We start from the raw sequence: 20,617 nt of genomic DNA, 5'->3' as shown, positions 1-20,617 counted from the left end.
GCGCGGCTGCCGGCTCATTTCAGCCACTTGTCGTACACGGCCTGAAACTCGCCCGATGAACGCGCGAGATGCAGCCATTGATCGACATACTGCTGGAACGGGACGTCGCCGCGCGGCAGCAAATACGCTTTTTCGCCGAACTGGAACGGTTTGTCCGGATGCACCGAGCACAAGCCCGGGTTGAGCTTCTGCTGTAGCAGGGTTTCCGAGGCGTCGGTGACCATGACGTCGGCCTTTCCTTCCAGGATTTGCTTGAAGATCGTCACGTTGTCCGGGTACTCGACCAACTGCGCGTGCGGGAAGAACTGCTTCGCGAAACGCTCGTTCGTACCACCCGGATTGACGATGGTGCGCACGCTCGGCTGATCGATCTGCGCGACGGTCTGGTACTTGTCCACATCGTCGCAGCGGACGATCGGCGTTTTGCCGTCTTCCATGTAGGCGTCCGTGAAAAATGCGCGTTTTTGCCGCTCGAGCGTGGTGGACACGCCGCCCACGGCGATATCGCACTTCGCGACGAAATCGTTCATCAGGTTCGACCACGACGTCTTCACATACTCCGTCCGCGCGCCGAGCGACTTCGCGAGGCTCTCCGCGAGATCGATGTCGATGCCCTCGAACTGTCCGTCCGGACGCAGAAACGAATACGGCTTGTAGTCGCCCGTGGTGCAGACGCGCAAAGCGTGGCGGGCGAGGACGTCGTCCAGACGCGACGGAGCCACGGCAGGCGCGGCTGCGGGCGCGGGTTGCGCGCCCGAGACCGTGCCGGCCTGGATCGTTTGAGACTGTGCGGTGCCCGCGAGCGCAAAAGACATAGCGAAAGCGGCGAGACTGACGGACGTGCGTTTCATCGATTCTCCGGGTTCTAGTTGTGTACGCCCGTCGATGATAGCGAGGCATCGGATGCATGAACATTCGGCCAAACGGCATAAGCCGCGGCCCATGACACGCCCGGAATGGCCGGACTCAGGCGGGTAAAACGCGCGGCCGGTCCGGTAGAATGAACGATTCTTCGGCTTCAGCATCGAGCGACGTGGCCCACACTCTCCTGAACGACACCTTCCTGCGCGCGCTCCTGCGCCAGCCGACCGACTACACGCCGATCTGGCTGATGCGTCAGGCCGGCCGCTATCTGCCGGAGTACAACGCGACCCGTGCGCGCGCGGGCAGCTTCCTCGGTCTCGCGAAAAATCCGGATTACGCGACCGAAGTGACGCTCCAGCCGCTCGAACGCTTTCCGCTCGACGCCGCGATCCTCTTCTCCGACATCCTCACCGTGCCCGACGCCATGGGCCTCGGCCTGAATTTCGTGCAGGGCGAAGGTCCGCGCTTCGAGCGCACCGTGCGCACGGAAGACGACGTGAAGCGCCTCGCCGTGCCGGACATCGACGCGACGCTGCGCTACGTCACCGATGCCGTCAGCCAGATTCGCCGCGCGCTCACCGACGCGCAAGGCCGTCAGAAGGTGCCGCTGATCGGCTTCTCGGGCAGCCCGTGGACGCTCGCGTGCTACATGGTCGAAGGCGGCGGCTCGGACGATCACCGCACGGTCAAGTCGATGGCTTACGCGCGGCCCGACCTGATGCATCGCATTCTCGAAGTCAACGCGCAGGCTGTCATCGCTTACCTGAACGCGCAGATCGAAGCCGGCGCGCAGGCCGTGATGATCTTCGACACATGGGGCGGGGCGCTCGCCGACGGCGCGTATCAACGCTTCTCGCTCGACTACATCGCGAAGGTGGTCGCGGGTCTGAAGCGCGAGCACGACGGCGTTCGCGTGCCGGTCATCACGTTCACGAAGGGCGGCGGTTTGTGGCTCGAAGAAATCGCGGCCACGGGCGTCGATGCAGTCGGTCTCGACTGGACCGTGAATCTGGGCCGCGCGCGTGAGAAAGTCGGCGCACGCGTGGCGCTGCAGGGAAATATCGATCCGAGCGTACTGTTCGCGCCGCCCGCGGCGATTCGCACGGAAGCGCGCGCCGTCCTGGACAGCTTCGGAAATCATCCGGGTCACGTGTTCAATCTGGGGCACGGCATCTCGCAGTTCACGCCGCCGGAACACGTTGCCGAACTGGTGGACGAAGTGCATCGCCATAGCCGCGCAATACGCGCGCGCTGAACGTCGGGCCGCGCCGCCAGCGCATGTCATGTTGCGGTGCACGATCGATGCACCGGCTTGGTTAGCAATGGGCGGCGGCGTTTCGCCGGGATCGCCCGCCTCACGCGGTCCCCGGCGATGTCAAGACTGAACTTATGCACATTTCGTTCGCTGCGGCGCGCCATCAGACGTATGGGCCGCAGCAACCAATAAGATGTCTCTATATGTGTCATAAGCCAATGATTTTTAACGAAATTCAAGAGCTTTGCCCGAAATGTGGGCTAGCGCACATAAGGGATTCCTGAGGTTGTTCACGGCGATGCCGGCAGCACTTCTCAACAAAGTTATCCACAGGCCTGTGGAAAGCATCGGAAATCTAAAACTAATCTGCGGTTTAGCGGCGATTCTGATGTTTCACTTTAACTTCGCCCGGCAGACGCCCGCGCCTGGTTCAAACCACCACGCACGGGGCCTTGCACAATGACGGAGCGCTTTGTGCGCGTGGCCGTCGATCAGCCGATGCCCGTGCAGTTCGATTACCGTTACGCGCTCGCTCAGCCGCCCGTTGTCGGTGCGCTCGTGCTGGTTCCGTTCGGCCGACGCGAAGTGGTCGGCCTGATTTGCGACATCATCCCGACGAGCGACGTCCCCGCCGCCAAACTGCGCCACGTGAGCGCGATCTGCTCGGCCTGCGCGCCCGTGTCCGAAGCGTGGATCGCGCTGGCTGCCTTCGCGGCCGATTACTATCAGCGCGGTCTGGGCGAAGTCGCGTTGCCGGCGCTGCCGCAGGCTTTGCGCGACGCGTCGCGGTGGAATCGTCTGTTCGCGGTCGAGGAGCGCTTCCGGCTGTTGCCGGCGGGACGCGTCGAGCTTCCCGATGCATTGCCCGCGCGCGCGAGCGCCTTGCGCCGTCTGGCCGAGGCGCTCGGCGAGCAGGCGTCGCTCGGTTTGTCGGACGCACGCGCGCTGCATCCGAAGGCGAGCGCGACCTTCGACGACTGGCTGGCGCGCGGCTGGATCGAACGCGCGGGCGCGGATGCCATCGAAGCGGCGACGTCAGCCGAGCCGGCCGCGAACGTGCCGCTTCCCGTACTCACCGACGAGCAGCGCGAAGCCGTCGACGCAATCTCGCGCGCGCAAGGCTTCGCGCCCTTTCTGCTGCACGGCGTGACCGGCAGCGGCAAAACCGAGGTGTATCTGCACGCGCTGGCCGGATTGCTCGGCGCGCGGCCCGACGCGCAGGCGCTCGTTCTTGTGCCCGAAATCAATCTGACGCCGCAGTTCGAAGCCGTCTTTCGCGCGCGCTTTGCGTCGCTTGCCGAGGGCGCTCTCGTCACGATGCACAGCGGCCTCGCCGAAGGCGAACGCGCGCGCAACTGGCTCGCGGCGCATACGGGCCGCGCGCGCATCGTGCTCGGCACGCGTCTCGCCATTCTCGCGTCGATGCCGAAACTCGCGATGATCGTCGTCGATGAAGAACACGATCCCGCGTACAAGCAGCAGGAAGGCTTGCGCTATTCCGCCCGCGATCTCGCCATCTATCGCGCGAAGCAGCTCGATATTCCGGTCGTGCTCGGGTCGGCGACGCCGTCGCTCGAAACCTGGTGGCAGGCGGAACAGGGGCGCTATACGCGGCTGACGCTCACGCGCCGCGCTGTTGCCGAGGCGGCGCTGCCGAGCGTGCGGCTCGTCGATCTGGAGGAGGAGCGGCAGCGCGGCCGCGCATCGGTCGACGGGCTGGCGGGACCGCTGATCGCCGCGTTGAAGACGCGGGTCGAGCGCGGCGAGCAGAGTCTCGTGTTCCTGAACCGGCGCGGCTATGCGCCGATTCTGTCCTGCGACGCCTGCGGGTGGGTCGCAGGCTGTCCGCGTTGCAGCGCCTATGCCGTTCTGCATAAGCCGGAGCGCGCGCTGCGCTGCCATCACTGCGGCTGGGAGTCGCGCATTCCGAAGTCGTGCCCGGACTGCGGCAACATCGATATCGCGCCGATGGGCCGCGGCACGCAGCGCGTCGAGGAAACGCTCGCGAGCGTGGTGCCGGGCGCGCGCGTGCTGCGCATCGATGCCGACAGCACGCGCCGCAAAGGCAGCGCGCAGGCGCTTTTCTCCGATGTCCACGCGGGCGAAGTCGATATCCTCGTCGGCACGCAGATGATCGCGAAAGGCCACGACTTCCGGCGCGTGACGCTCGTCGGCGTCCTCAATGCCGATACCGCGCTGTTCTCGCACGACTTCCGCGCGAGCGAACGCCTCTTCGCGCAATTGACGCAGGTGAGCGGCCGCGCCGGGCGCGCGGGCTTGCCTGGCGAAGTGCTGATTCAGACGCGCTATCCGCGTCACGCGCTGTATCAGGCGCTCGCGCGGCAGGATTACGTGGGATTCGCCAACTCGACGCTTGCTGAACGCCGCGACGCGCGTCTTCCGCCCTTCGTCTATCAGGCGATGCTGCGCGCCGAAGGCCGCACGCTGGATGCGGCGCTGGCGTTTCTGGAAGAAGCGGCGGCGGCATTCGCGCCGTTACCGGGCGCGGATCGCGTGACCGTCTACGACGCGGTGCCGCTCACCATCGTGAAAGTGTTCAACGTGCACCGGGCGCAACTGCTGCTCGAAAGCGGATCGCGGGCGGCGCTCCAGGCGTCGCTGCGTGCGTGGCAACCCGTGTTGCGTTCGCTGAAAGGCGTGCTGCGCTGGAACGTCGAAGTCGATCCGCTGGACGTGTGATGTCGGCGCCGGCCCGGCGCGCCGTTCAGATTTTCGCGCGTGACATGTCCGCGGGCGTGTGGCCGCCCTGATCGTGGGCGTCGTCGGATCGTTGCACGTGCGGCGACGCGCCGCGCACGAACAAGACGACGCAAAGGGCGAACATCATCCAAACGCTCGTTACTACCATCCAAGTGCTCATGCTGTGACTCTCCCCGAAATCGCGGTTCGTCGACCGCGCATTGCGTTTATATCGGCGGAGGCCGGGCGAATACTTAGGGGTTGTCCCAAAATAAATCCGATTAGGGAAACTACTAGGCGAAAAGCGCCGGCCGCCCACCGGCGGTGCACCGCGCAAAGCCTTGCGGGATAAGGGTTTCAATATGGTGCAACCCTAGCGAAATTCTCGGTTGCACCTTTTATTACAGCGGGGTAGGATTCGCCAACTTTTAGGTCTCTCGCCGGGTGATGACGACCGGCAAACGAAGGATATATGGCGAGCACAACCCTTGGCGTCAAAGTCGACGATCTGCTGCGTTCCCGGCTGAAGGATGCCGCGACGCGTCTCGAGCGCACCCCGCACTGGCTGATCAAGCAGGCGATCTTCGCGTATCTGGAGCGCATCGAGCATGGCCAGTTGCCGCCGGAACTGACGGGCGTGAACGGCTCGTCGGAACTGGCCGATGCCGCGCCCGCCGACAACGATGAAGACGGCGCGCCGCATCCGTTCCTCGATTTCGCTCAGAACGTGCAACCGCAATCGGTGTTGCGCGCGGCGATCACGGCCGCGTATCGCCGGCCGGAACCGGAGTGCTTGCCGTTTCTGATTGGTCAGGCGCGTCTCTCCGCGCCGGTTGCCGCCGAAGCGGAAAAGCTCGCGACCAAACTCGTCGAAGCGCTGCGCGCGAAGAACTCGGGCGGCGGCGTCGAAGGCCTGATCCACGAGTTTTCGCTGTCGAGCCAAGAAGGCGTCGCGCTGATGTGCCTCGCCGAAGCGCTGCTGCGCATTCCCGATCGCGCCACGCGCGACGCGTTGATCCGCGACAAGATCAGCAAGGGCGACTGGAAATCGCATATGGGCCAGGCGCCGTCGCTGTTCGTGAACGCGGCGACGTGGGGTTTGATGATCACCGGCAAGCTCGTCACGACGAACAGCGAAGCGGGTCTGTCGTCGGCGCTTACGCGTCTGATCGGCCGGGGCGGCGAGCCGCTGATCCGCAAGGGCGTCGACATGGCGATGCGCCTGATGGGCGAGCAGTTCGTCACCGGCGAGACGATCTCCGAGGCGCTCGCGAACAGCCGCAAGTTCGAGGCGCGCGGTTTCCGCTATTCCTACGACATGCTCGGCGAAGCCGCGACGACCGAAGAAGACGCGCAACGCTACTACGCCTCGTACGAGCAAGCCATCCACGCGATCGGCAAGGCGGCGGGCGGGCGCGGCATCTACGAAGGCCCGGGCATCTCGATCAAGCTCTCCGCGCTGCATCCGCGCTATTCGCGCGCGCAGCAGGAACGCACGATGAACGAACTGCTGCCGCGCGTGCGTTCGCTCGCGCAACTCGCGCGGCGCTATGACATCGGTTTGAATATCGACGCCGAGGAGGCCGACCGCCTCGAAATTTCGCTCGATCTGCTCGAAGCGCTCTGTTTCGATCCGGAACTCGCGGGCTGGAACGGCATCGGCTTCGTGGTGCAGGGTTATCAGAAGCGCTGCCCGTTCGTGATCGACTATCTGATCGATCTCGCGCGCCGCAGCCGTCATCGTTTGATGATCCGTCTCGTGAAGGGCGCTTACTGGGACACGGAAATCAAGCGCGCGCAAGTCGACGGCCTCGAAGGCTATCCGGTCTACACGCGCAAGATCTATACGGACATTTCGTATCTCGCGTGCGCGAAGAAGCTGCTCGCCGCGCCCGACGCCGTTTATCCGCAGTTCGCGACGCACAACGCCTACACGCTGTCGGCGATCTATCACCTCGCGGGGCAGAACTACTATCCCGGCCAGTACGAATTCCAGTGTTTGCACGGCATGGGCGAGCCGCTCTACGAAGAAGTGACCGGCCGCGACAAGCTGAACCGACCGTGCCGCGTGTATGCGCCGGTCGGCACGCATGAAACGCTGCTCGCGTATCTCGTGCGCCGTCTGCTCGAAAACGGCGCGAACACGTCCTTCGTGAACCGAATCGCCGATGAAAGCGTGCCGGTGAAGGATCTCGTGCAGGATCCGATCGACGAGGCGCAGCGCATCGTGCCGCTCGGCGCGCCGCACGCGAAGATTCCGCTGCCGCGCCAGCTCTATGGCGACGAGCGCTCCAACTCGATGGGCCTCGATCTGTCGAACGAGCATCGTCTGGCGTCGCTGTCGTCGGCGCTGCTCGCGAGCGGGAATCATCCGTGGCGCGCGGCACCGATGCTCGAAGGCGGCATCATCATCGAGAACGGCATGACGCGCGATGTCCGCAATCCGTCGGATTTGCGTGACGTTGTCGGCACGGTGACGGAAGCGTCGTCGGAACAGGTGAGCGCCGCGCTCGCGAACGCGGTCGCTGCCGCGCCGATCTGGCAGGCGACGCCCGTCGAAGACCGCGCCGATTGCCTCGCGCGCGCCGCCGACCTGCTCGAAGCACAGATGCACACGCTGATGGGCCTCGTCGTGCGCGAAGCGGGCAAGTCGCTGGCGAACGCGGTCGCCGAGATTCGCGAAGCCATCGACTTCCTGCGCTACTACTCCGCGCAGATTCGCGGCGAGTTCTCGAACGACACGCATCGCCCGCTCGGTCCGGTCGTGTGTATCAGCCCGTGGAATTTCCCGCTCGCGATCTTCATGGGTCAGGTCGCGGCGGCGCTGGCCGCCGGCAATCCGGTGCTCGCGAAGCCCGCCGAACAGACGCCGCTGATCGCCGCGCAAGCCGTGCGCATTCTGCGCGAGGCCGGCGTGCCGGAGGGCGCGGTGCAACTGCTGCCGGGCAACGGCGAAACCGTGGGCGCGGCGCTGGTCGCCGATCCGCGCACGCGCGCCGTCATGTTCACCGGCTCGACGGAAGTCGCGCGCCTCATCAACAAGACGCTCTCCGAACGACTCGATTCCGACGGCCGCCCGATTCCGCTGATCGCCGAGACCGGCGGCCAGAACGCGATGATCGTCGATTCGTCCGCGCTCGCGGAACAGGTCGTGGCGGACGTGCTGCAGTCGTCGTTCGATTCGGCCGGACAACGCTGCTCGGCGCTGCGCGTGCTGTGCCTGCAGGAGGATGTCGCCGATCGCACGCTCGAAATGCTCACCGGCGCGATGAAGCAACTCGCGGTCGGCAATCCGGACCGGCTGTCGACGGATGTCGGCCCCGTGATCGATGCCGACGCGAAACGCGGCATCGACGCGCACATCGCCGCGATGCGCGACAAAGGCCGCGAGGTCGTGCAACTGCCGCTGCCCGATGCCTGCGCGCAAGGCACGTTCGTGCCGCCGACGCTGATCGCGCTCGACAGCATCGACGAACTGAAGCGCGAAGTGTTCGGCCCGGTGCTCCATGTGGTGCGTTATCGCCGATCGAACCTTGATAAACTCCTCGACCAAATTCGCTCGACCGGCTATGGCTTGACGCTCGGCATCCATACGCGGATCGACGAAACCATCGCGCATGTGATTTCGCGGGCGCATGTCGGCAATATCTATGTGAACCGCAATGTGATCGGCGCCGTGGTCGGCGTGCAGCCGTTCGGCGGCGAAGGGTTGTCGGGCACGGGTCCGAAGGCAGGCGGCGCGCTGTATTTGCAGCGTCTCTTGGCCAAGCGTCCGACCGGTCTGCCGAAGTCGCTCGCGAACACGCTGACGGTCGATCAGGCTGCGTCGAAGGATGCGCCGGCCGCTGCGCTCACCGCGCTGCGCGACTGGGCGATCGGCGAGCGCGATCCGCAGACGGCCGCGCGCTGCGATGGCTATCTGCAACACGTGATGGCGGGCGCGACGGCGGTGCTGAGCGGCCCGACCGGCGAGCGCAACACCTACACGCTCGGCGCGCGCGGCACGGTGCTGTGCGTGGCGGCTACGGCGAGCGGTGCGCGCGCGCAATTCGCGGCGGTGCTCGCGACGGGCAACCGCGCGTTGTTCAGCGGCTCGGCGGGCGAACAGCTGGCGGCGTCGCTGCCGGCGTCGCTCAAGCCGTATGCACAGGTCCGCAAGGCGGCCGAAGACTTCGATGCAGTGCTGTTCGAAGGCGACAGCGACGAACTGCTGTCGCTGGTGAAGGAAGTCGCGAAGCGTCCGGGGCCGATCGTATCGGTGCAGGGCGTGGCTGCGGGAGCGTTCGCCGACGCTGACCACGACGGCGAGGACTACGCGCTCGAACGTCTGCTGACGGAACGCTCGGTGAGCGTGAACACGGCGGCGGCGGGCGGCAATGCGAATTTGATGACGATCGGTTGAGCCACCCTCGAACGTTCGATTCAAGCGAATTCAAACAAGCGGCAGCAGGCACGGCGATCCCGGCACAGGCTGCCATCCACACTGGAACCAGGAGAAGCTATGAAGCACACGATGACCAAGCTGGCGGCAGCCATGACGTTCGCCGGCCTGTTCGCGGGGACCGCAGTTGCACAGCAGGCAGAGGACGTGAAGGTCGGTTATGCCGGACCGCTGACCGGCGCGCAGGCGCACTACGGCAAGGACATGCAGAACGGCATCACGCTGGCGGTCGAGGACTTCAACGCGACCAAGCCGGTGATCGGCGGCAAGCCGGTTCGCATCGTGCTGGACTCGGCGGACGACCAGGCTGACCCGCGCACGGGCACGACCGTCGCGCAGCGCCTCGTCGACGACGGCATCAAGGGCATGCTCGGCCACTTCAACTCGGGCACGACGATTCCGGCATCGCGCATCTACGCGAACGCGGGCATCCCGCAAGTCGCCATGGCGACCGCTCCCGAATACACGACGCAAGGCTTCAAGACGGCCTTCCGCATGATGACCTCGGACACGCAGCAAGGCTCGGTCGCGGGCGAGTTCGCGGTGAAGAACCTGAAGGTCAAGAAGATCGCGATCGTCGACGACCGCACGGCTTACGGCCAGGGTCTCGCGGACCAGTTCGAGAAGGCGGCGAAGGCAGCGGGCGGCACGGTGGTCGATCGTGAATTCACGAACGACAAGGCCGTCGACTTCAAGGCGATTCTGACCAAGATCAAGTCGACGAATCCGGACCTCGTGTACTACGGCGGCGCCGATTCGCAAGCCGGCCCGATGGCCAAGCAAATGAAGACGCTCGGCTTCCGCGCACCGCTGATGGCGGGCGAAATGGTGAAGACGGACACGTTCCTGAAGATCGCGGGCGACGCGGCTGACGGCACGGTGGCATCGCTCGCCGGTCTGCCGATGAACGAAATGCCGGGCGGCGCGGACTACGAAGCGAAGTACAAGAAGCGCTTCAACGAAGACGTGCAGACGTACTCGCCGTACGCCTACGACGGCGCGATGGCCCTGTTCAACGCGATGAAGGCCGCCAACTCGACGGACCCGGCGAAGTACCTGCCGTTCCTCGCGAAGACGGACATGCAGGGCGTGACGGCAAAGCATCTGTCGTACGACACGAAGGGCGATCTGAAGAACGGCGGCATCACGCTGTATAAGGTTGTCGGCGGCAAGTGGACGACGCTGCAGAGCGTGGGCGGGAAGTAAGCGCTCTCGGTTCCGAGCGGTGAGAAAGCCTCGTGATTCGCGTCACGGGGCTTTTTTGTTTTCGGCGCTCCGCTTCCACCCCGTCACCATCGCCCCGATGAGATTCTCCCGCGTCCACAGACTCATCAGCACTGCCGCGGCCACATGCACGCACACGCAAACCTCGACCGCGACCGACAGCCGCGTGTGAATCTCCTGCGGCCAGTCTTCGCCCCAGAACATATCGAGCCGCATGATCCAGCCGGACACCGCGAGCGCGAGAATCAGCGACCACAGAAAGAGCGCCATCAATCCGCCGAGCGGATTGTGCGAGACGTGATGCATCGGCTTGCCTTGCGCAAGCGAGCGCAGATAATCGATGAGATGTGACCACGTAGGCCACCACGCCGAGAAGCGCGCATGACGCGAGCCGACGAAGCCCCACACGATACGCGCGGCGACCAGCCCCGCCGCGACATATCCCAGCAGACGATGCGTGGAATCCGTCGGCCCGAACAGATTCCAGATGACGATGCCCGCCACCGTCCAGTGCGTGAGCCGGACCCAGGCGTCCCATACTCTCACGCGGGCAACGGGCGTCACGCTTATTCCACTTCCGACTTCACGACAGCCAGCGTCTTCGTGTCGTAATAAATCTCGACCTTCTTGCCGTTCTTGTCGTGGCCGTAGATTTCATAGCAGTTGCCATCGACCTTGAATTTGCGGATCTTGTAGCCCTGCGCTTCGAGCTGCGCCTTGGCATCCGACTCCTTCATCCATTCGCTCTTCGGGTGCGCCGTGCAATCCGCCTTCGCGAACGCCGCGCCCGAGAAACCCAAAGCCAATGACAGCGCCAGAATCTTAAGCATCGCTAACTCCCGGTGGTTTCGAACTGGCTACTCTACTGCCACCGGAATACTGTCGCAAGCGGATTGAAAGTTTGTCCGTTAGCGCGTGCCTTGCTGGCGAATTTGTTCAAGTGTCGCGCCCGGCGTGCTCTGATCCGGCGGAATGCGGATTTCGATGACCGCGGGCAAGCCGGAAGCCACCGCGCGTTCGAAGGCGGGCATGAACTGATCTGTCGTCTCGACCAATTCGCCGTGCGCACCGAACGCGCGCGCATACGCGACGAAGTCCGGATTGGTGAGCCCGGTGCCGTGCACGCGATTCGGGTAATGCCGCTCCTGATGCATGCGGATCGTGCCGTACTGCGCGTTGTTCACGACGACGAAAATCACCGCCAGCCCATACTGCATTGCCGTGGCGAGTTCGTTGCTCGACATCATGAAGCAGCCGTCGCCCGCGAACGCGATCACCGTGCGCTCCGGATACAGCGACTTCGCGGCGATCGCGGCGGGCACGCCGTAGCCCATGGCGCCGCTGGTCGGCGCGACCTGCGAGCGGAAATGCCGGTACGAATAGTGCCGATGCAGCCACGTCGCGTAATTGCCCGCGCCGTTCGTGAGGATGGAGTCGGCGGGAATGGTTTGCGCCAGCGCGCGCATGATTTCGCCGAGCTGGACGTCGCCGAGCATCGGGCGCGGCGTGCGCCAAGACAAATACGCGGCGTGCGCGGCTTCGGCTTCGCCCGCCCACGGAATGTCGGACGGCGGTTCGAGCGCCGCGAGCATCGACGCGATTTCCGGCATGCCGGAGACGATCGGCAAATCTGCGCTGTACACGCGCCCGAGTTCCTCCGCGCCCTGATGCACGTGGATGAGCGTCTGCTTCGTCTTCGGGATATCGAGCAGCGTGTAGCCGCCCGTCGTCGATTCGCCCATGCGCGGGCCGAGCACGAACAGCACGTCGGCGTCGCGCACGCGCGCGGCAAGCGCCGGATTGATGCCGAGCCCGACATCGCCCGCGTAATTCGGATGCTCGTTGTTCAGGGTGTCCTGATAGCGGAACGCGCAGCCGACCGGCAGTTTCCATTGCTCGACGAAGCGCGCGAAATCTTGCGTGGCTTGCAAGCTCCAGCCGCTACCGCCCGCAATCACGAACGGCTTCTTCGCATTCGCGAGCAACGCGCGCAGGCGCTCGATCTGCGCGGGCGCGGGCGCCGCCGCCACGCGCTGATAACGCGGCGCCGGCGGCACGGCCGGACACGTCTCGGTCAGCATGTCCTCCGGCAGCGCCAGCACGACCGGACCAGGCCGCCCCGAAGTCGCGACGTGGAACGCGTGGCTCAGATACTCCGGCACGCGGCGCGGATCGTCGATCTGCGCGACCCATTTCGCCATCTGCCCGAACATGCGGCGGTAATCGATCTCCTGAAACGCCTCGCGATCCATGTGATCGCGCGCGCATTGGCCGATGAGCAGGATCATCGGCGTCGAGTCCTGAAACGCGGTGTGCACGCCGATCGACGCGTGCGTCGCGCCCGGTCCGCGCGTGACGATCGCGACGCCCGGTTTGCCCGTCAGCTTGCCGACGGCTTCGGCCATGTTCGCCGCAGCGGCCTCGTGGCGGCAGACGATCGTCTGGATGTGCGCGGTTTCGTCGTGCAGGGAATCGAGCACCGCGAGAAAACTCTCGCCGGGCACGCAGAACACGCGCTCGACGCCGTGATGCACGAGCGCATCGACGACGAGGCGCGCGCCGGTGGTCTGGTCGTCAGGGGCAGCGGATTGCGCGGGAGGGACAGCGGACGCCATGCGATGAAGTCTCCTTTGGATGGCTCGCCGGCCAAAAAACGCAGCCGGACGTCGAGCGAAATGTCCTCAAGCTTACGCCCTCGCGCGGTCGCTGAAAACCCGCCACGCGGAATCTTCTTCCGATGTGCGGAACTCGGAACGGCGGACGCGGCGTCTCCATCAGCCGAAATACCCCTTTTTCTCACCCTTTATCCGGCGATGGACAAAAGACGAAGTTCGCAATAATGGCCTCACTGAAAAGCGGACACGGCAATAAGCCAGACGGAGTCCGCTTGCTAAAGATTGCAGTCCACACCTCATCGGGGGCACGTTTGAACATTCGTAAATTCATCGGCGCGAACAGCCGCGACGCACTGCGCCAGGTTCGTGAAGCGCTCGGCCCCGATGCCGTGGTGTTGTCCAATCGCACGCTCGACGACGGTTCCGTCGAAATCGTGGCGGTCGCGGACAGCGACATCGCGTCGATTTCGCCCGCCGTCAAGGAGCAGGCGGTGCGCTCGAACGGCACGTCCCGCGCGGCGCTGGCCGCCGCTGCCGCCGCGTTGCCGGCGAAGCAGCCCGCCGCGAACCCGTATGCGAGCGGCGATGTGTTTTCCTCGGTGTTCGGCGCGAACAGCGACGCCGACGACGAAGACGATTACGCCCAGCCGGGCCACGAAGCCGCGCACGCCGACGACGCGTCCCGCACGATGGCCGATTCGAACCCGTGGCTGATCGAGCACGCGAAGCGCCTCGCGCAACAGGCGTCGATGCCGTCGAACCGTCCGCTCACGGCGTCCGCCGCAATCGCCCGCGGCATGGGCGTGCCGGTGAAGGTCAGCGCGCAGGAACCGCGCGCCGAACAGCCGGACGCCGCGCGCTACGTGATGCGCCAGCAGCAGAACCACGCCGCGCCGGTCACGCAGTCGAAGATCGACACGCCGGACTGGGCGCGCGAAGCCGCACAGGTCGCCGCCCGCCGCGCCGCGCAGAAGATCAACACGAGCGCGCCGCACGCGGCCGCAGAAGCCGCGCCCGTCGCGAACGCCGCGCAGGCTTCGCCGGAGAACGCATTCGAAGGCCTGCCCGCGAACGCCGCGGCGGTCGTGACCGAAGCGATCCGCGCGCGCATGCAGCAGGTCGTCAACGATACGGTGATGAACGAACTCTCGTCGATGCGCGAGATGATGGAAGAGCATTTCTCCGGTCTGCTCTGGGGCGAGCGCCAGCGCCGCAACCCGACCGGCAGCACGCTGACGAAGCGGCTGTTCGCGGCGGGTTTCTCCGCCCAGCTCGTGCGCATGATGATGGACAACATGCCGGAGATGGAAAGCGTCGAAGGCGCGCTCGAATGGGTGCAGCAGGTTCTCGAAACGAATATCCCGGTGATGGACAGCGAAGACGCGCTGATGGAGCGCGGCGGCGTATTCGCGCTGATGGGCCCGACGGGCGTCGGCAAGACGACGACCACCGCGAAGCTCGCCGCGCGCTGCGTGATGCGCTTCGGCGCGAGCAAGGTCGCGTTGCTCACGACCGACAGCTACCGGATCGGCGCGCACGAGCAACTGCGCATCTTCGGCAAGATTCTGGGCGTGTCGGTGCACGCGGTGAAGGACGCCGCCGACCTGCAACTCGCGCTGTCCGAGTTGCGCAACAAACACATCGTGCTGATCGACACGATCGGCATGAGCCAGCGCGACCGCATGGTCTCCGACCAGATCGCGATGCTGTGCGGCGCGGGTCAACCGGTCCAGCGCATTCTGCTGCTCAACGCGACGAGCCACGGCGACACGCTCAACGAAGTCGTGCAGGCCTACAAGAGCGCGCCGGATCAGCCGCCGCTCGCGGGCTGCATTCTGACCAAGCTGGATGAGGCGACCAATCTCGGCGGCGTGCTCGATACGGTTATCCGTTACAAGCTGCCCGTGCATTACGTCTCGACGGGTCAGAAGGTGCCGGAGAACCTGTACGTCGCGACCAAGCGATTTCTCATCAAGAGCGCGTTCTGCATTCCGCGCGACGGCTCGCCGTTCGTGCCGCACGACGAAGAAGTGCCGGCGCTCTTGTCCGCGCTGTCCGCGCGCGCCACGACCGACATGCATGGGGTGCACTTTGGATAAGTTCGTGCTCGATCAGGCGGAAGGTCTGCGACGGCTGCTCACGCGCGCAGGCTCGCGTGTGGTGGCGGTGGTGGGCGGGCCGGCGGGGATCGGCTGCACGTCGGCGGTGATGAATCTCGGCGCGGCGCTGTCCGTGCACGGCAAGGACGTGCTCGTGATCGACGAGCATCGCAATGCCGATTGCGTCGGCCGTCTGGCGGGAATCGAGGATGCAGGCGCGCTCGCCGCGGTGATGTCGGGACGCCGCGCGCTCGCCGATGTCGTCGGGCGCACGTCGTTCGGCTTCTCGCTGATCGCAGCGCCCCGCGACGAGCGCATCAGCCACGACGCCGCGCACTGCCGCGCGTTGCTCGACGGCCCGGCGGACATCGTGCTGATCGATGCGCAACTCGATCGCCATGGCGCGCTCTCGTCGCTCGCGGCGCAGGCGCATGACTTTCTCATCGTGACGCGGGTAGCCGCGTCGGCGATCACCGAAGCGTATGCGTGCATGAAGCGCCTGCATTACGCCCATGCGATCGGCCAGTTCCGCGTGCTCATCAATCACGTGCAGAACCCGGCTGACGCGGCGGTCGCGTTCGACAACCTGTCGGGCGTCGCGAGCCGGTATCTGGCCGTGTCGCTCGTGCAGGCAGGGTATGTGTCCGAGGATGCGCGCGTCGCTCGGGCGAAGGATCTCTCACGCTGCGCAGTCGAAGCGTTCCCGGCCACGGCCGCGGCACGCGACTACCGCGCGATCGCGGCGGAGCTCCTGCACTGGCCGATGCGCCCCGCGCCGTACATGCGCGCGGCGGATGGCCAGGCAGACGTGCGAATTCCGGAAGGCGACTCTGAACAGGGCGGGCGGGGGGCGGCGCATCGAACGGCTGCGCTTCACGACTTTGCAATGAGCAGTACGGCGTCGATGTGATCAAGATAGGTGACCAAGATGTATAACGCCCAAGGCAAACTCTCACAGTCCGACGTGCTGACGAAATATGCACCGCTCGTTCGCCGGCTGGGGCTTCAGCTCGTCGCCAAGATGCCGGCGAGCGTCGATCTCGACGATCTGATTCAGGCCGGCATGATCGGCCTCATGGATGCGGCGAGCCGCTACAAGGAAGATCAGGGCGCGCAGTTCGAAACCTATGCAAGCCAGCGCATTCGCGGCGCGATGCTCGACGAGCTGCGCGCCAACGACTGGCTGCCGCGCAGCATGCGCAAGACTTCGCGCGAAGTGGAATCGGCGGTGCACAAGGTCGAGCAGAGCCTCGGCCGCTCCGCGAGCGAGACGGAGATCGCCGAGCACATGAACATGCCGCTCGACGAATATCAGTCGATGCTGCAGGACCTGCACGGCAGCCAACTCATCTATTACGAAGACTTCGACCGCTCCGCTGACGACGAACCGTTCCTCGACCGTTATTGCGTCGATCGTTCGGACCCGCTGTCGGCGCTGCTCGACGACAGCCTGCGCGGCGCGCTGATCGAAGCGATCGACAAGCTGCCCGAGCGCGAGAAGCTCCTGATGAGCCTCTACTACGAACGCGGCCTGAACCTGCGCGAAATCGGCGCGGTGATGGAAGTGAGCGAGTCGCGCGTATGCCAGTTGCATAGCCAGGCCGTGGCGCGTCTGCGCACCAAACTGCGCGAGCAGGCCTGGACGAGCGTCGAGGCGTGAGCGGACGAAGCGCCGCCGTTTAGTTCGTTTCGAAGTCGCGCGTTTCGGCGAAGATGGTTTTCCCTTCGCCGAGACTTTTCGCGCGATACATGGCGCGGTCGGCGGCGCGCAGCACGGCGGTCATGTCGGTCTGACGCGCGGCGCTCGCGCTGGAAAGCTGGCACGCGCCGATGCTCGCCGATACCGACACCGGCCGCTCCTGCACCGACGTGATCGTGCTCAGCACGGCATGGATGGTGTCGGCCACGGCCAGCACCGCCGTCCGGTCGCGCACCTGATGCGCGAGCACGACGAACTCGTCGCCGCCCAGACGCGCAATGGTGTCCGACTGGCGCATGCGCTTCGCGAGCGATTGCGCGAAGGCCTGCAGCAGCATGTCGCCGACGGCGTGCCCGTAGGTATCGTTCACTTCCTTGAAGCCGTCGAGATCGATCAGCAGCAGCGCGGTGGCTTGAGTGTCGTGGGTTGCGTGCGTGCTCATCGCGCGATCGACGATCTGTTCGAGCGCGTACCGGTTGGATAATCCCGTGAGCGGATCGGTCGATGCCTGGCGCGCGAGAATGCGGTTCGCGTTGCCGAGCCGGTCGACGAGCACGCTCAGATACACCGATATTCCCAGCACGCTCAGCCCCAGCCCGATGGCGGCGGGGAGATTCGCGTGCCACCACGGCTGCCCGATTGCGAGCGCGATCACGATGGCGAGTGCCGTCGCGCACGAAACCGCGAGCGTGCGCTTGCCATAGCGGCAACCCGAGCCGATCAGAAACCAGAACACGACCCACAGCAGCGGCAACGCAATCACACCGCCGGCCGCGAGCGCGAGCCCGAGAATCGTTTGATCGGCGATGGTCGTGACGGTGAGACGCGTGATCGACGGCGCGCTCATGCGGCTCACTATGAGCAATGTCATCGCCCCGTAAGCCACATACGATGCGACGAAGCGCGTGACCAAAGACGCATCGTGCGACGGGTGCAGCCATTCGAAGACGCCATACGCCAGAAGAACCGCGGCGCCCATCCAGACTCTGAGCGTGGCTTGCTCGCGCTCGGGATTCCGGTGCTCGGACCATGCGAAGGCATAAGCCCGGCGTGCCGGTTGATGCGCCTGCTCCATACTGAACCCCTGGATGGTGATTTCTTGCTGTTGTGTCGTGCTGTTGTGTTTTGCTGTTTTGTATTGCGGTCCGTCGCGCGGCACCGGTGGGTGATTGCATGAGGCGGCATCGGGTTGCAGCGAGTTGCACCGTGCGGGCGACCCGCTATTTTGCAACTTTTTGCGAAGACGCTGTGTTTCGTGTAAGAACGGCTTTCGTACTCACCACGCGCTTTAACCGATGTCCGATCAAACTCCTTCGACTTCCCTGATGGCCGAATGGCTGCCGGTCTGCAACAGCGACGACGTGCCGGCTGGCGGGGCGCGTGGCTTCATCGTCGCGGATGAGCGGATCGTCGTGTGGCGCGACAGTCTCGGCGCGGCGCATGTGTGGCGCGATTACTGTCCGCATCGTGGCGCGCAACTGTCGCTCGGTGCCGTGATGCGCGACCAGATCGTGTGTCCGTATCACGGCTGGAGTTACGACATCGAGGGGCAGTGTTTGCGGATTCCGTCGAATCCGTCGTTGCGTCCGCCGAAGCGCGCGTGCGCGACGACGTTCGTCAGCGATGAAAAATACGGCGTCGTGTGGATGTGTTTCGGCGAGCCTGCTTATCCGCTCGACTTCTTTCCCGAAGCCGCGATTCCCGGCGGCCGGCGCATCAATCTCGCGCCGCAGACCGTGAGGTCGTCGGCGCCGCGCGTCGTCGAAAATTTTCTGGATATGGCGCACTTTTCGTTCGTGCATGTCGGGATTCTGGGCGAGCATGCGCACACGGAAGTGCCGGATTACGAAGTGCGCGAGCGCGCGGGCGGACTGGAGGCGCGGCAGTGCCGATACTGGCAACCCGCGGGCATTCCGGGGCAGAGCGGCGCGATGATGGACTACGTGTATCGCGTGAAGCGGCCGTTGATTGCGAGTCTCACGAAGATGGCGTCAGGCGGGCAGGGCGCGTTGCACATCATGCTGGCGGCGTCGCCGGTGACGCAGACGGAGACGCGCGCGTGGCTCGTGTCCATTCACGAGGACGACACGACGCATTCCGATCAGGAGCTTTACGACTTCAACATGGAGATTCTGTTGCAGGACACGCCGATCGTGGAATCGCAATGGCCGAAGTGTCTGCCGCTCGATCTCGATGTGGAGTTGCATCAGAGGTGTGACCGGATGGCGGTGGCTTATAGGAGATGGTTGGCGGGGATGGGGTTTGGGTACGGGACAGTTGCGTGACGCGGGGGCGCGTCATGATGCGTGCGGACGAGCTTTGATAATGCTGCGGGCGCTGTCGCCTTAGTTTGAGTCGGAATTTTTGGCGCGCCCGGCTGGGATCGAACCAGCAACCCCTGCCTTCGGAGGGCAGTACTCTATCCATTGAGCTACGGGCGCAACTGCGGGGAACCTTGCGAGGAGGGAGCCGATACACGGCGGCAAGGCCCATGCGAATCCGAGAGAATACCTGCTTTCCGTGACTTCGTCCATCGCGCGGGCCCGGACGGCTTCCGCGAAACACGCAAGTATGCATCACACGATTCGGGTAAACGCCCGTTCCGCCACGCCGCCGCCCCGCGCCGACAGTTAAGTGTTCCGTCTATAATCGACCGTGCCTTTCCCCAAGGCGCCTTAGCGCAATGCGGTAGCTGTCACGCTGTCACTGAACCGACTCACACCAAAAAACGGGAGACGAGACAAGCATGAGCGAAGCACCCCACGGAGCCCCGATCAAGACACCCGGCCAACTCATCGCCGCCATCATCGCGGGCTTCGGTATTCCGGTCGCCATCATCATCCTGCTCGCGGTCTACGTGAACAACGCGACGCGCACCGGCGCCGGCACCGATCTCGAAGCCTCCGTGAAGGAGCGCATCGCACCGTCCGCCCAGGTCGACGTCCGCGACGCCAACGCGCCGCGCGTCTTCAAGACCGGCGAGGAAGTCTACAAAGCCGTGTGCTCGGCCTGTCACGCGGCAGGAACGGCGGGCGCACCCAAATTCGGCGATGCCGGCGCCTGGGCCCCGCGCATCAGCGAAGGCTACGACACGCTCCTGCACAACGCGCTCAACGGCAAGGGGGCGATGCCCGCACGCGGCGGCACGAGCCCCGACGACTACAGCGACTTCGAAATCGCGCGCGCTGTCGTCTATATGGCGAACAACGGCGGCGGCAAATTCGCGGAACCGGCACAACCCGCGCCGGGCGCGGCGGCAAATGCGGCGGCATCGGCACCGGCGGCGGGAGCAGCGCCTGCGGAAGGCGATTCAGGCGCCGCAGCCGCAGCGGGCGGCGCGAACGCCAATGAAAACGCGCAGGCCGCGGCAGCGGTGGCCGCCCTGGCATCCGTGCCGCAGGCGGCAGCGCCCGCCGCAGGCGCGCAAAGCGCCGACGCCGCTCAAGCCGGCAAGGCGCTCTACGAGCAAGTCTGCCAGGCGTGTCACGCGGCAGGCGTGCTCGGTGCGCCGAAGTTCGGCGACAAGGCCGCATGGGCACCGCGTCTGAAAGAGCCGATGGAGACCGTCTACAACTACGCGCTCAAAGGCAAGGGCGCGATGCCGCCGAAGGGCGGATCGAACGCATCGGACGCGGACGTGAAAGCCGCCGTCGATTACATGGCGAACGCGGCGAAGTAACGCTTCATCGCGCGATAAAAAAACCCTGCGTCTCGCGGCGC

The 20,617-nt window shown here is 65.2% G+C and carries 15 protein-coding genes and 1 tRNA gene; 9 read left to right on the top strand and 7 right to left on the bottom strand.

Features of this window, described 5'->3' with window-relative positions:
- Positions 1-14: 14 nt before the first annotated feature.
- A complete protein-coding gene (locus tag BRPE64_RS13330) occupies positions 15-851 on the bottom strand; it encodes a transporter substrate-binding domain-containing protein (RefSeq protein ID WP_016346646.1) in 837 nt (278 codons plus the stop codon).
- Between the two features lie 182 nt (positions 852-1,033).
- On the opposite strand from BRPE64_RS13330, the gene hemE reads away from it, so the two are divergent.
- Together hemE and BRPE64_RS13315 are read left to right on the top strand one after the other, a co-directional pair.
- Complete coding sequence (gene hemE, locus BRPE64_RS13325) at positions 1,034-2,119, top strand: uroporphyrinogen decarboxylase (RefSeq protein ID WP_044042196.1); 1,086 nt, start codon at positions 1,034-1,036, stop codon at positions 2,117-2,119.
- A 459-nt stretch (positions 2,120-2,578) separates the two neighbouring features.
- Positions 2,579-4,819, top strand: a complete 2,241-nt coding sequence (locus BRPE64_RS13315; RefSeq protein ID WP_016346644.1) for a primosomal protein N' — start codon at positions 2,579-2,581, stop codon at positions 4,817-4,819.
- 25 nt (positions 4,820-4,844) lie between these two features.
- Here the strand turns inward: BRPE64_RS13315 and BRPE64_RS33925 are convergent, their stop codons facing one another.
- Positions 4,845-4,967, bottom strand: a complete 123-nt coding sequence (locus tag BRPE64_RS33925) for a hypothetical protein (protein WP_016346643.1) — start codon at positions 4,965-4,967, stop codon at positions 4,845-4,847.
- A gap of 324 nt (positions 4,968-5,291) precedes the next feature.
- Here BRPE64_RS33925 and putA point away from each other — a divergent pair, with 324 nt between their 5' ends.
- Together putA and BRPE64_RS13305 are read left to right on the top strand one after the other, a co-directional pair.
- Complete coding sequence (gene putA, locus BRPE64_RS13310) at positions 5,292-9,221, top strand: trifunctional transcriptional regulator/proline dehydrogenase/L-glutamate gamma-semialdehyde dehydrogenase (RefSeq protein ID WP_016346642.1); 3,930 nt, start codon at positions 5,292-5,294, stop codon at positions 9,219-9,221.
- A gap of 99 nt (positions 9,222-9,320) precedes the next feature.
- Positions 9,321-10,466, top strand: a complete 1,146-nt coding sequence (locus tag BRPE64_RS13305; RefSeq protein ID WP_016346641.1) for a branched-chain amino acid ABC transporter substrate-binding protein — start codon at positions 9,321-9,323, stop codon at positions 10,464-10,466.
- Between the two features lie 42 nt (positions 10,467-10,508).
- Here the strand turns inward: BRPE64_RS13305 and BRPE64_RS13300 are convergent, their stop codons facing one another.
- From BRPE64_RS13300 to BRPE64_RS13290, 3 genes are all read right to left on the bottom strand, one after another.
- The gene (locus BRPE64_RS13300) at positions 10,509-11,030 is read right to left on the bottom strand and encodes a cytochrome b/b6 domain-containing protein (RefSeq protein ID WP_051180418.1); all 522 of its coding nucleotides are present in this window, start codon (positions 11,028-11,030) and stop codon (positions 10,509-10,511) included.
- Positions 11,031-11,050: 20 nt separating this feature from the next.
- Positions 11,051-11,314 carry a PepSY domain-containing protein gene (locus BRPE64_RS13295; protein WP_044041758.1) on the bottom strand — a complete coding sequence of 88 codons (264 nt, stop codon included), beginning with the start codon at positions 11,312-11,314 and terminating at the stop codon, positions 11,051-11,053.
- Between the two features lie 78 nt (positions 11,315-11,392).
- Entirely contained in the window at positions 11,393-13,099 is a 1,707-nt protein-coding gene (locus BRPE64_RS13290) for a thiamine pyrophosphate-binding protein (protein ID WP_016346638.1), read from the bottom strand.
- A 311-nt stretch (positions 13,100-13,410) separates the two neighbouring features.
- Between BRPE64_RS13290 and flhF the strand changes: the two genes are divergently transcribed.
- From flhF to BRPE64_RS13275, 3 genes are read left to right on the top strand one after another with little or no spacing between them, the layout of a single operon-like run.
- On the top strand, positions 13,411-15,198 hold the full coding sequence (gene flhF / locus BRPE64_RS13285) for a flagellar biosynthesis protein FlhF (RefSeq protein WP_016346636.1): 1,788 nt from the start codon (positions 13,411-13,413) through the stop codon (positions 15,196-15,198).
- On the top strand, positions 15,191-16,108 hold the full coding sequence (locus BRPE64_RS13280; RefSeq protein ID WP_016346635.1) for a MinD/ParA family ATP-binding protein: 918 nt from the start codon (positions 15,191-15,193) through the stop codon (positions 16,106-16,108). The genes flhF and BRPE64_RS13280 overlap by 8 nt, the downstream gene beginning before the upstream one ends.
- 18 nt (positions 16,109-16,126) lie before the next feature.
- Positions 16,127-16,858, top strand: a complete 732-nt coding sequence (locus BRPE64_RS13275; protein WP_044041755.1) for an RNA polymerase sigma factor FliA — start codon at positions 16,127-16,129, stop codon at positions 16,856-16,858.
- A gap of 19 nt (positions 16,859-16,877) precedes the next feature.
- On the opposite strand, the gene BRPE64_RS13270 is transcribed toward BRPE64_RS13275, so the two are convergent.
- Positions 16,878-17,972: a GGDEF domain-containing protein gene (locus tag BRPE64_RS13270; RefSeq protein ID WP_044041753.1), complete on the bottom strand. Its 1,095-nt coding sequence runs from the start codon at positions 17,970-17,972 to the stop codon at positions 16,878-16,880.
- 220 nt (positions 17,973-18,192) lie between these two features.
- Between BRPE64_RS13270 and BRPE64_RS13265 the strand changes: the two genes are divergently transcribed.
- Complete coding sequence (locus BRPE64_RS13265) at positions 18,193-19,182, top strand: aromatic ring-hydroxylating oxygenase subunit alpha (RefSeq protein WP_044041750.1); 990 nt, start codon at positions 18,193-18,195, stop codon at positions 19,180-19,182.
- An 80-nt stretch (positions 19,183-19,262) separates the two neighbouring features.
- On the opposite strand, the gene BRPE64_RS13260 is transcribed toward BRPE64_RS13265, so the two are convergent.
- Positions 19,263-19,338 (bottom strand) — tRNA-Arg (locus tag BRPE64_RS13260).
- Between the two features lie 305 nt (positions 19,339-19,643).
- On the opposite strand from BRPE64_RS13260, the gene BRPE64_RS13255 reads away from it, so the two are divergent.
- Positions 19,644-20,576 carry a c-type cytochrome gene (locus BRPE64_RS13255; protein WP_016346631.1) on the top strand — a complete coding sequence of 311 codons (933 nt, stop codon included), beginning with the start codon at positions 19,644-19,646 and terminating at the stop codon, positions 20,574-20,576.
- Positions 20,577-20,617: the final 41 nt, after the last annotated feature.

The sequence above is a fragment of the Caballeronia insecticola genome (assembly GCF_000402035.1).
Lineage (GTDB): Bacteria > Pseudomonadota > Gammaproteobacteria > Burkholderiales > Burkholderiaceae > Caballeronia > Caballeronia insecticola.
The sequence above is the reverse complement of the archived record's forward strand: the minus strand, read 5'-3'. Positions and strand labels throughout refer to the sequence as shown.

What these genes read in the sequence shown, in the direction of transcription:
- BRPE64_RS13330 (WP_016346646.1), bottom strand. Translation starts at nt 851, where the DNA reads ATGAAACGCACGTCCGTCAGTCTCGCCGCTTTCGCTATGTCTTTTGCG.
- BRPE64_RS13315 (WP_016346644.1), top strand. Translation starts at nt 2,579, where the DNA reads ATGACGGAGCGCTTTGTGCGCGTGGCCGTCGATCAGCCGATGCCCGTG.
- BRPE64_RS33925 (WP_016346643.1), bottom strand. Translation starts at nt 4,967, where the DNA reads ATGATGTTCGCCCTTTGCGTCGTCTTGTTCGTGCGCGGCGCGTCGCCG.
- putA (WP_016346642.1), top strand. Translation starts at nt 5,292, where the DNA reads ATGGCGAGCACAACCCTTGGCGTCAAAGTCGACGATCTGCTGCGTTCC.
- BRPE64_RS13305 (WP_016346641.1), top strand. Translation starts at nt 9,321, where the DNA reads ATGAAGCACACGATGACCAAGCTGGCGGCAGCCATGACGTTCGCCGGC.
- BRPE64_RS13295 (WP_044041758.1), bottom strand. Translation starts at nt 11,314, where the DNA reads ATGCTTAAGATTCTGGCGCTGTCATTGGCTTTGGGTTTCTCGGGCGCG.
- BRPE64_RS13290 (WP_016346638.1), bottom strand. Translation starts at nt 13,099, where the DNA reads ATGGCGTCCGCTGTCCCTCCCGCGCAATCCGCTGCCCCTGACGACCAG.
- BRPE64_RS13275 (WP_044041755.1), top strand. Translation starts at nt 16,127, where the DNA reads ATGTATAACGCCCAAGGCAAACTCTCACAGTCCGACGTGCTGACGAAA.
- BRPE64_RS13270 (WP_044041753.1), bottom strand. Translation starts at nt 17,972, where the DNA reads ATGGAGCAGGCGCATCAACCGGCACGCCGGGCTTATGCCTTCGCATGG.
- BRPE64_RS13265 (WP_044041750.1), top strand. Translation starts at nt 18,193, where the DNA reads ATGTCCGATCAAACTCCTTCGACTTCCCTGATGGCCGAATGGCTGCCG.
- BRPE64_RS13255 (WP_016346631.1), top strand. Translation starts at nt 19,644, where the DNA reads ATGAGCGAAGCACCCCACGGAGCCCCGATCAAGACACCCGGCCAACTC.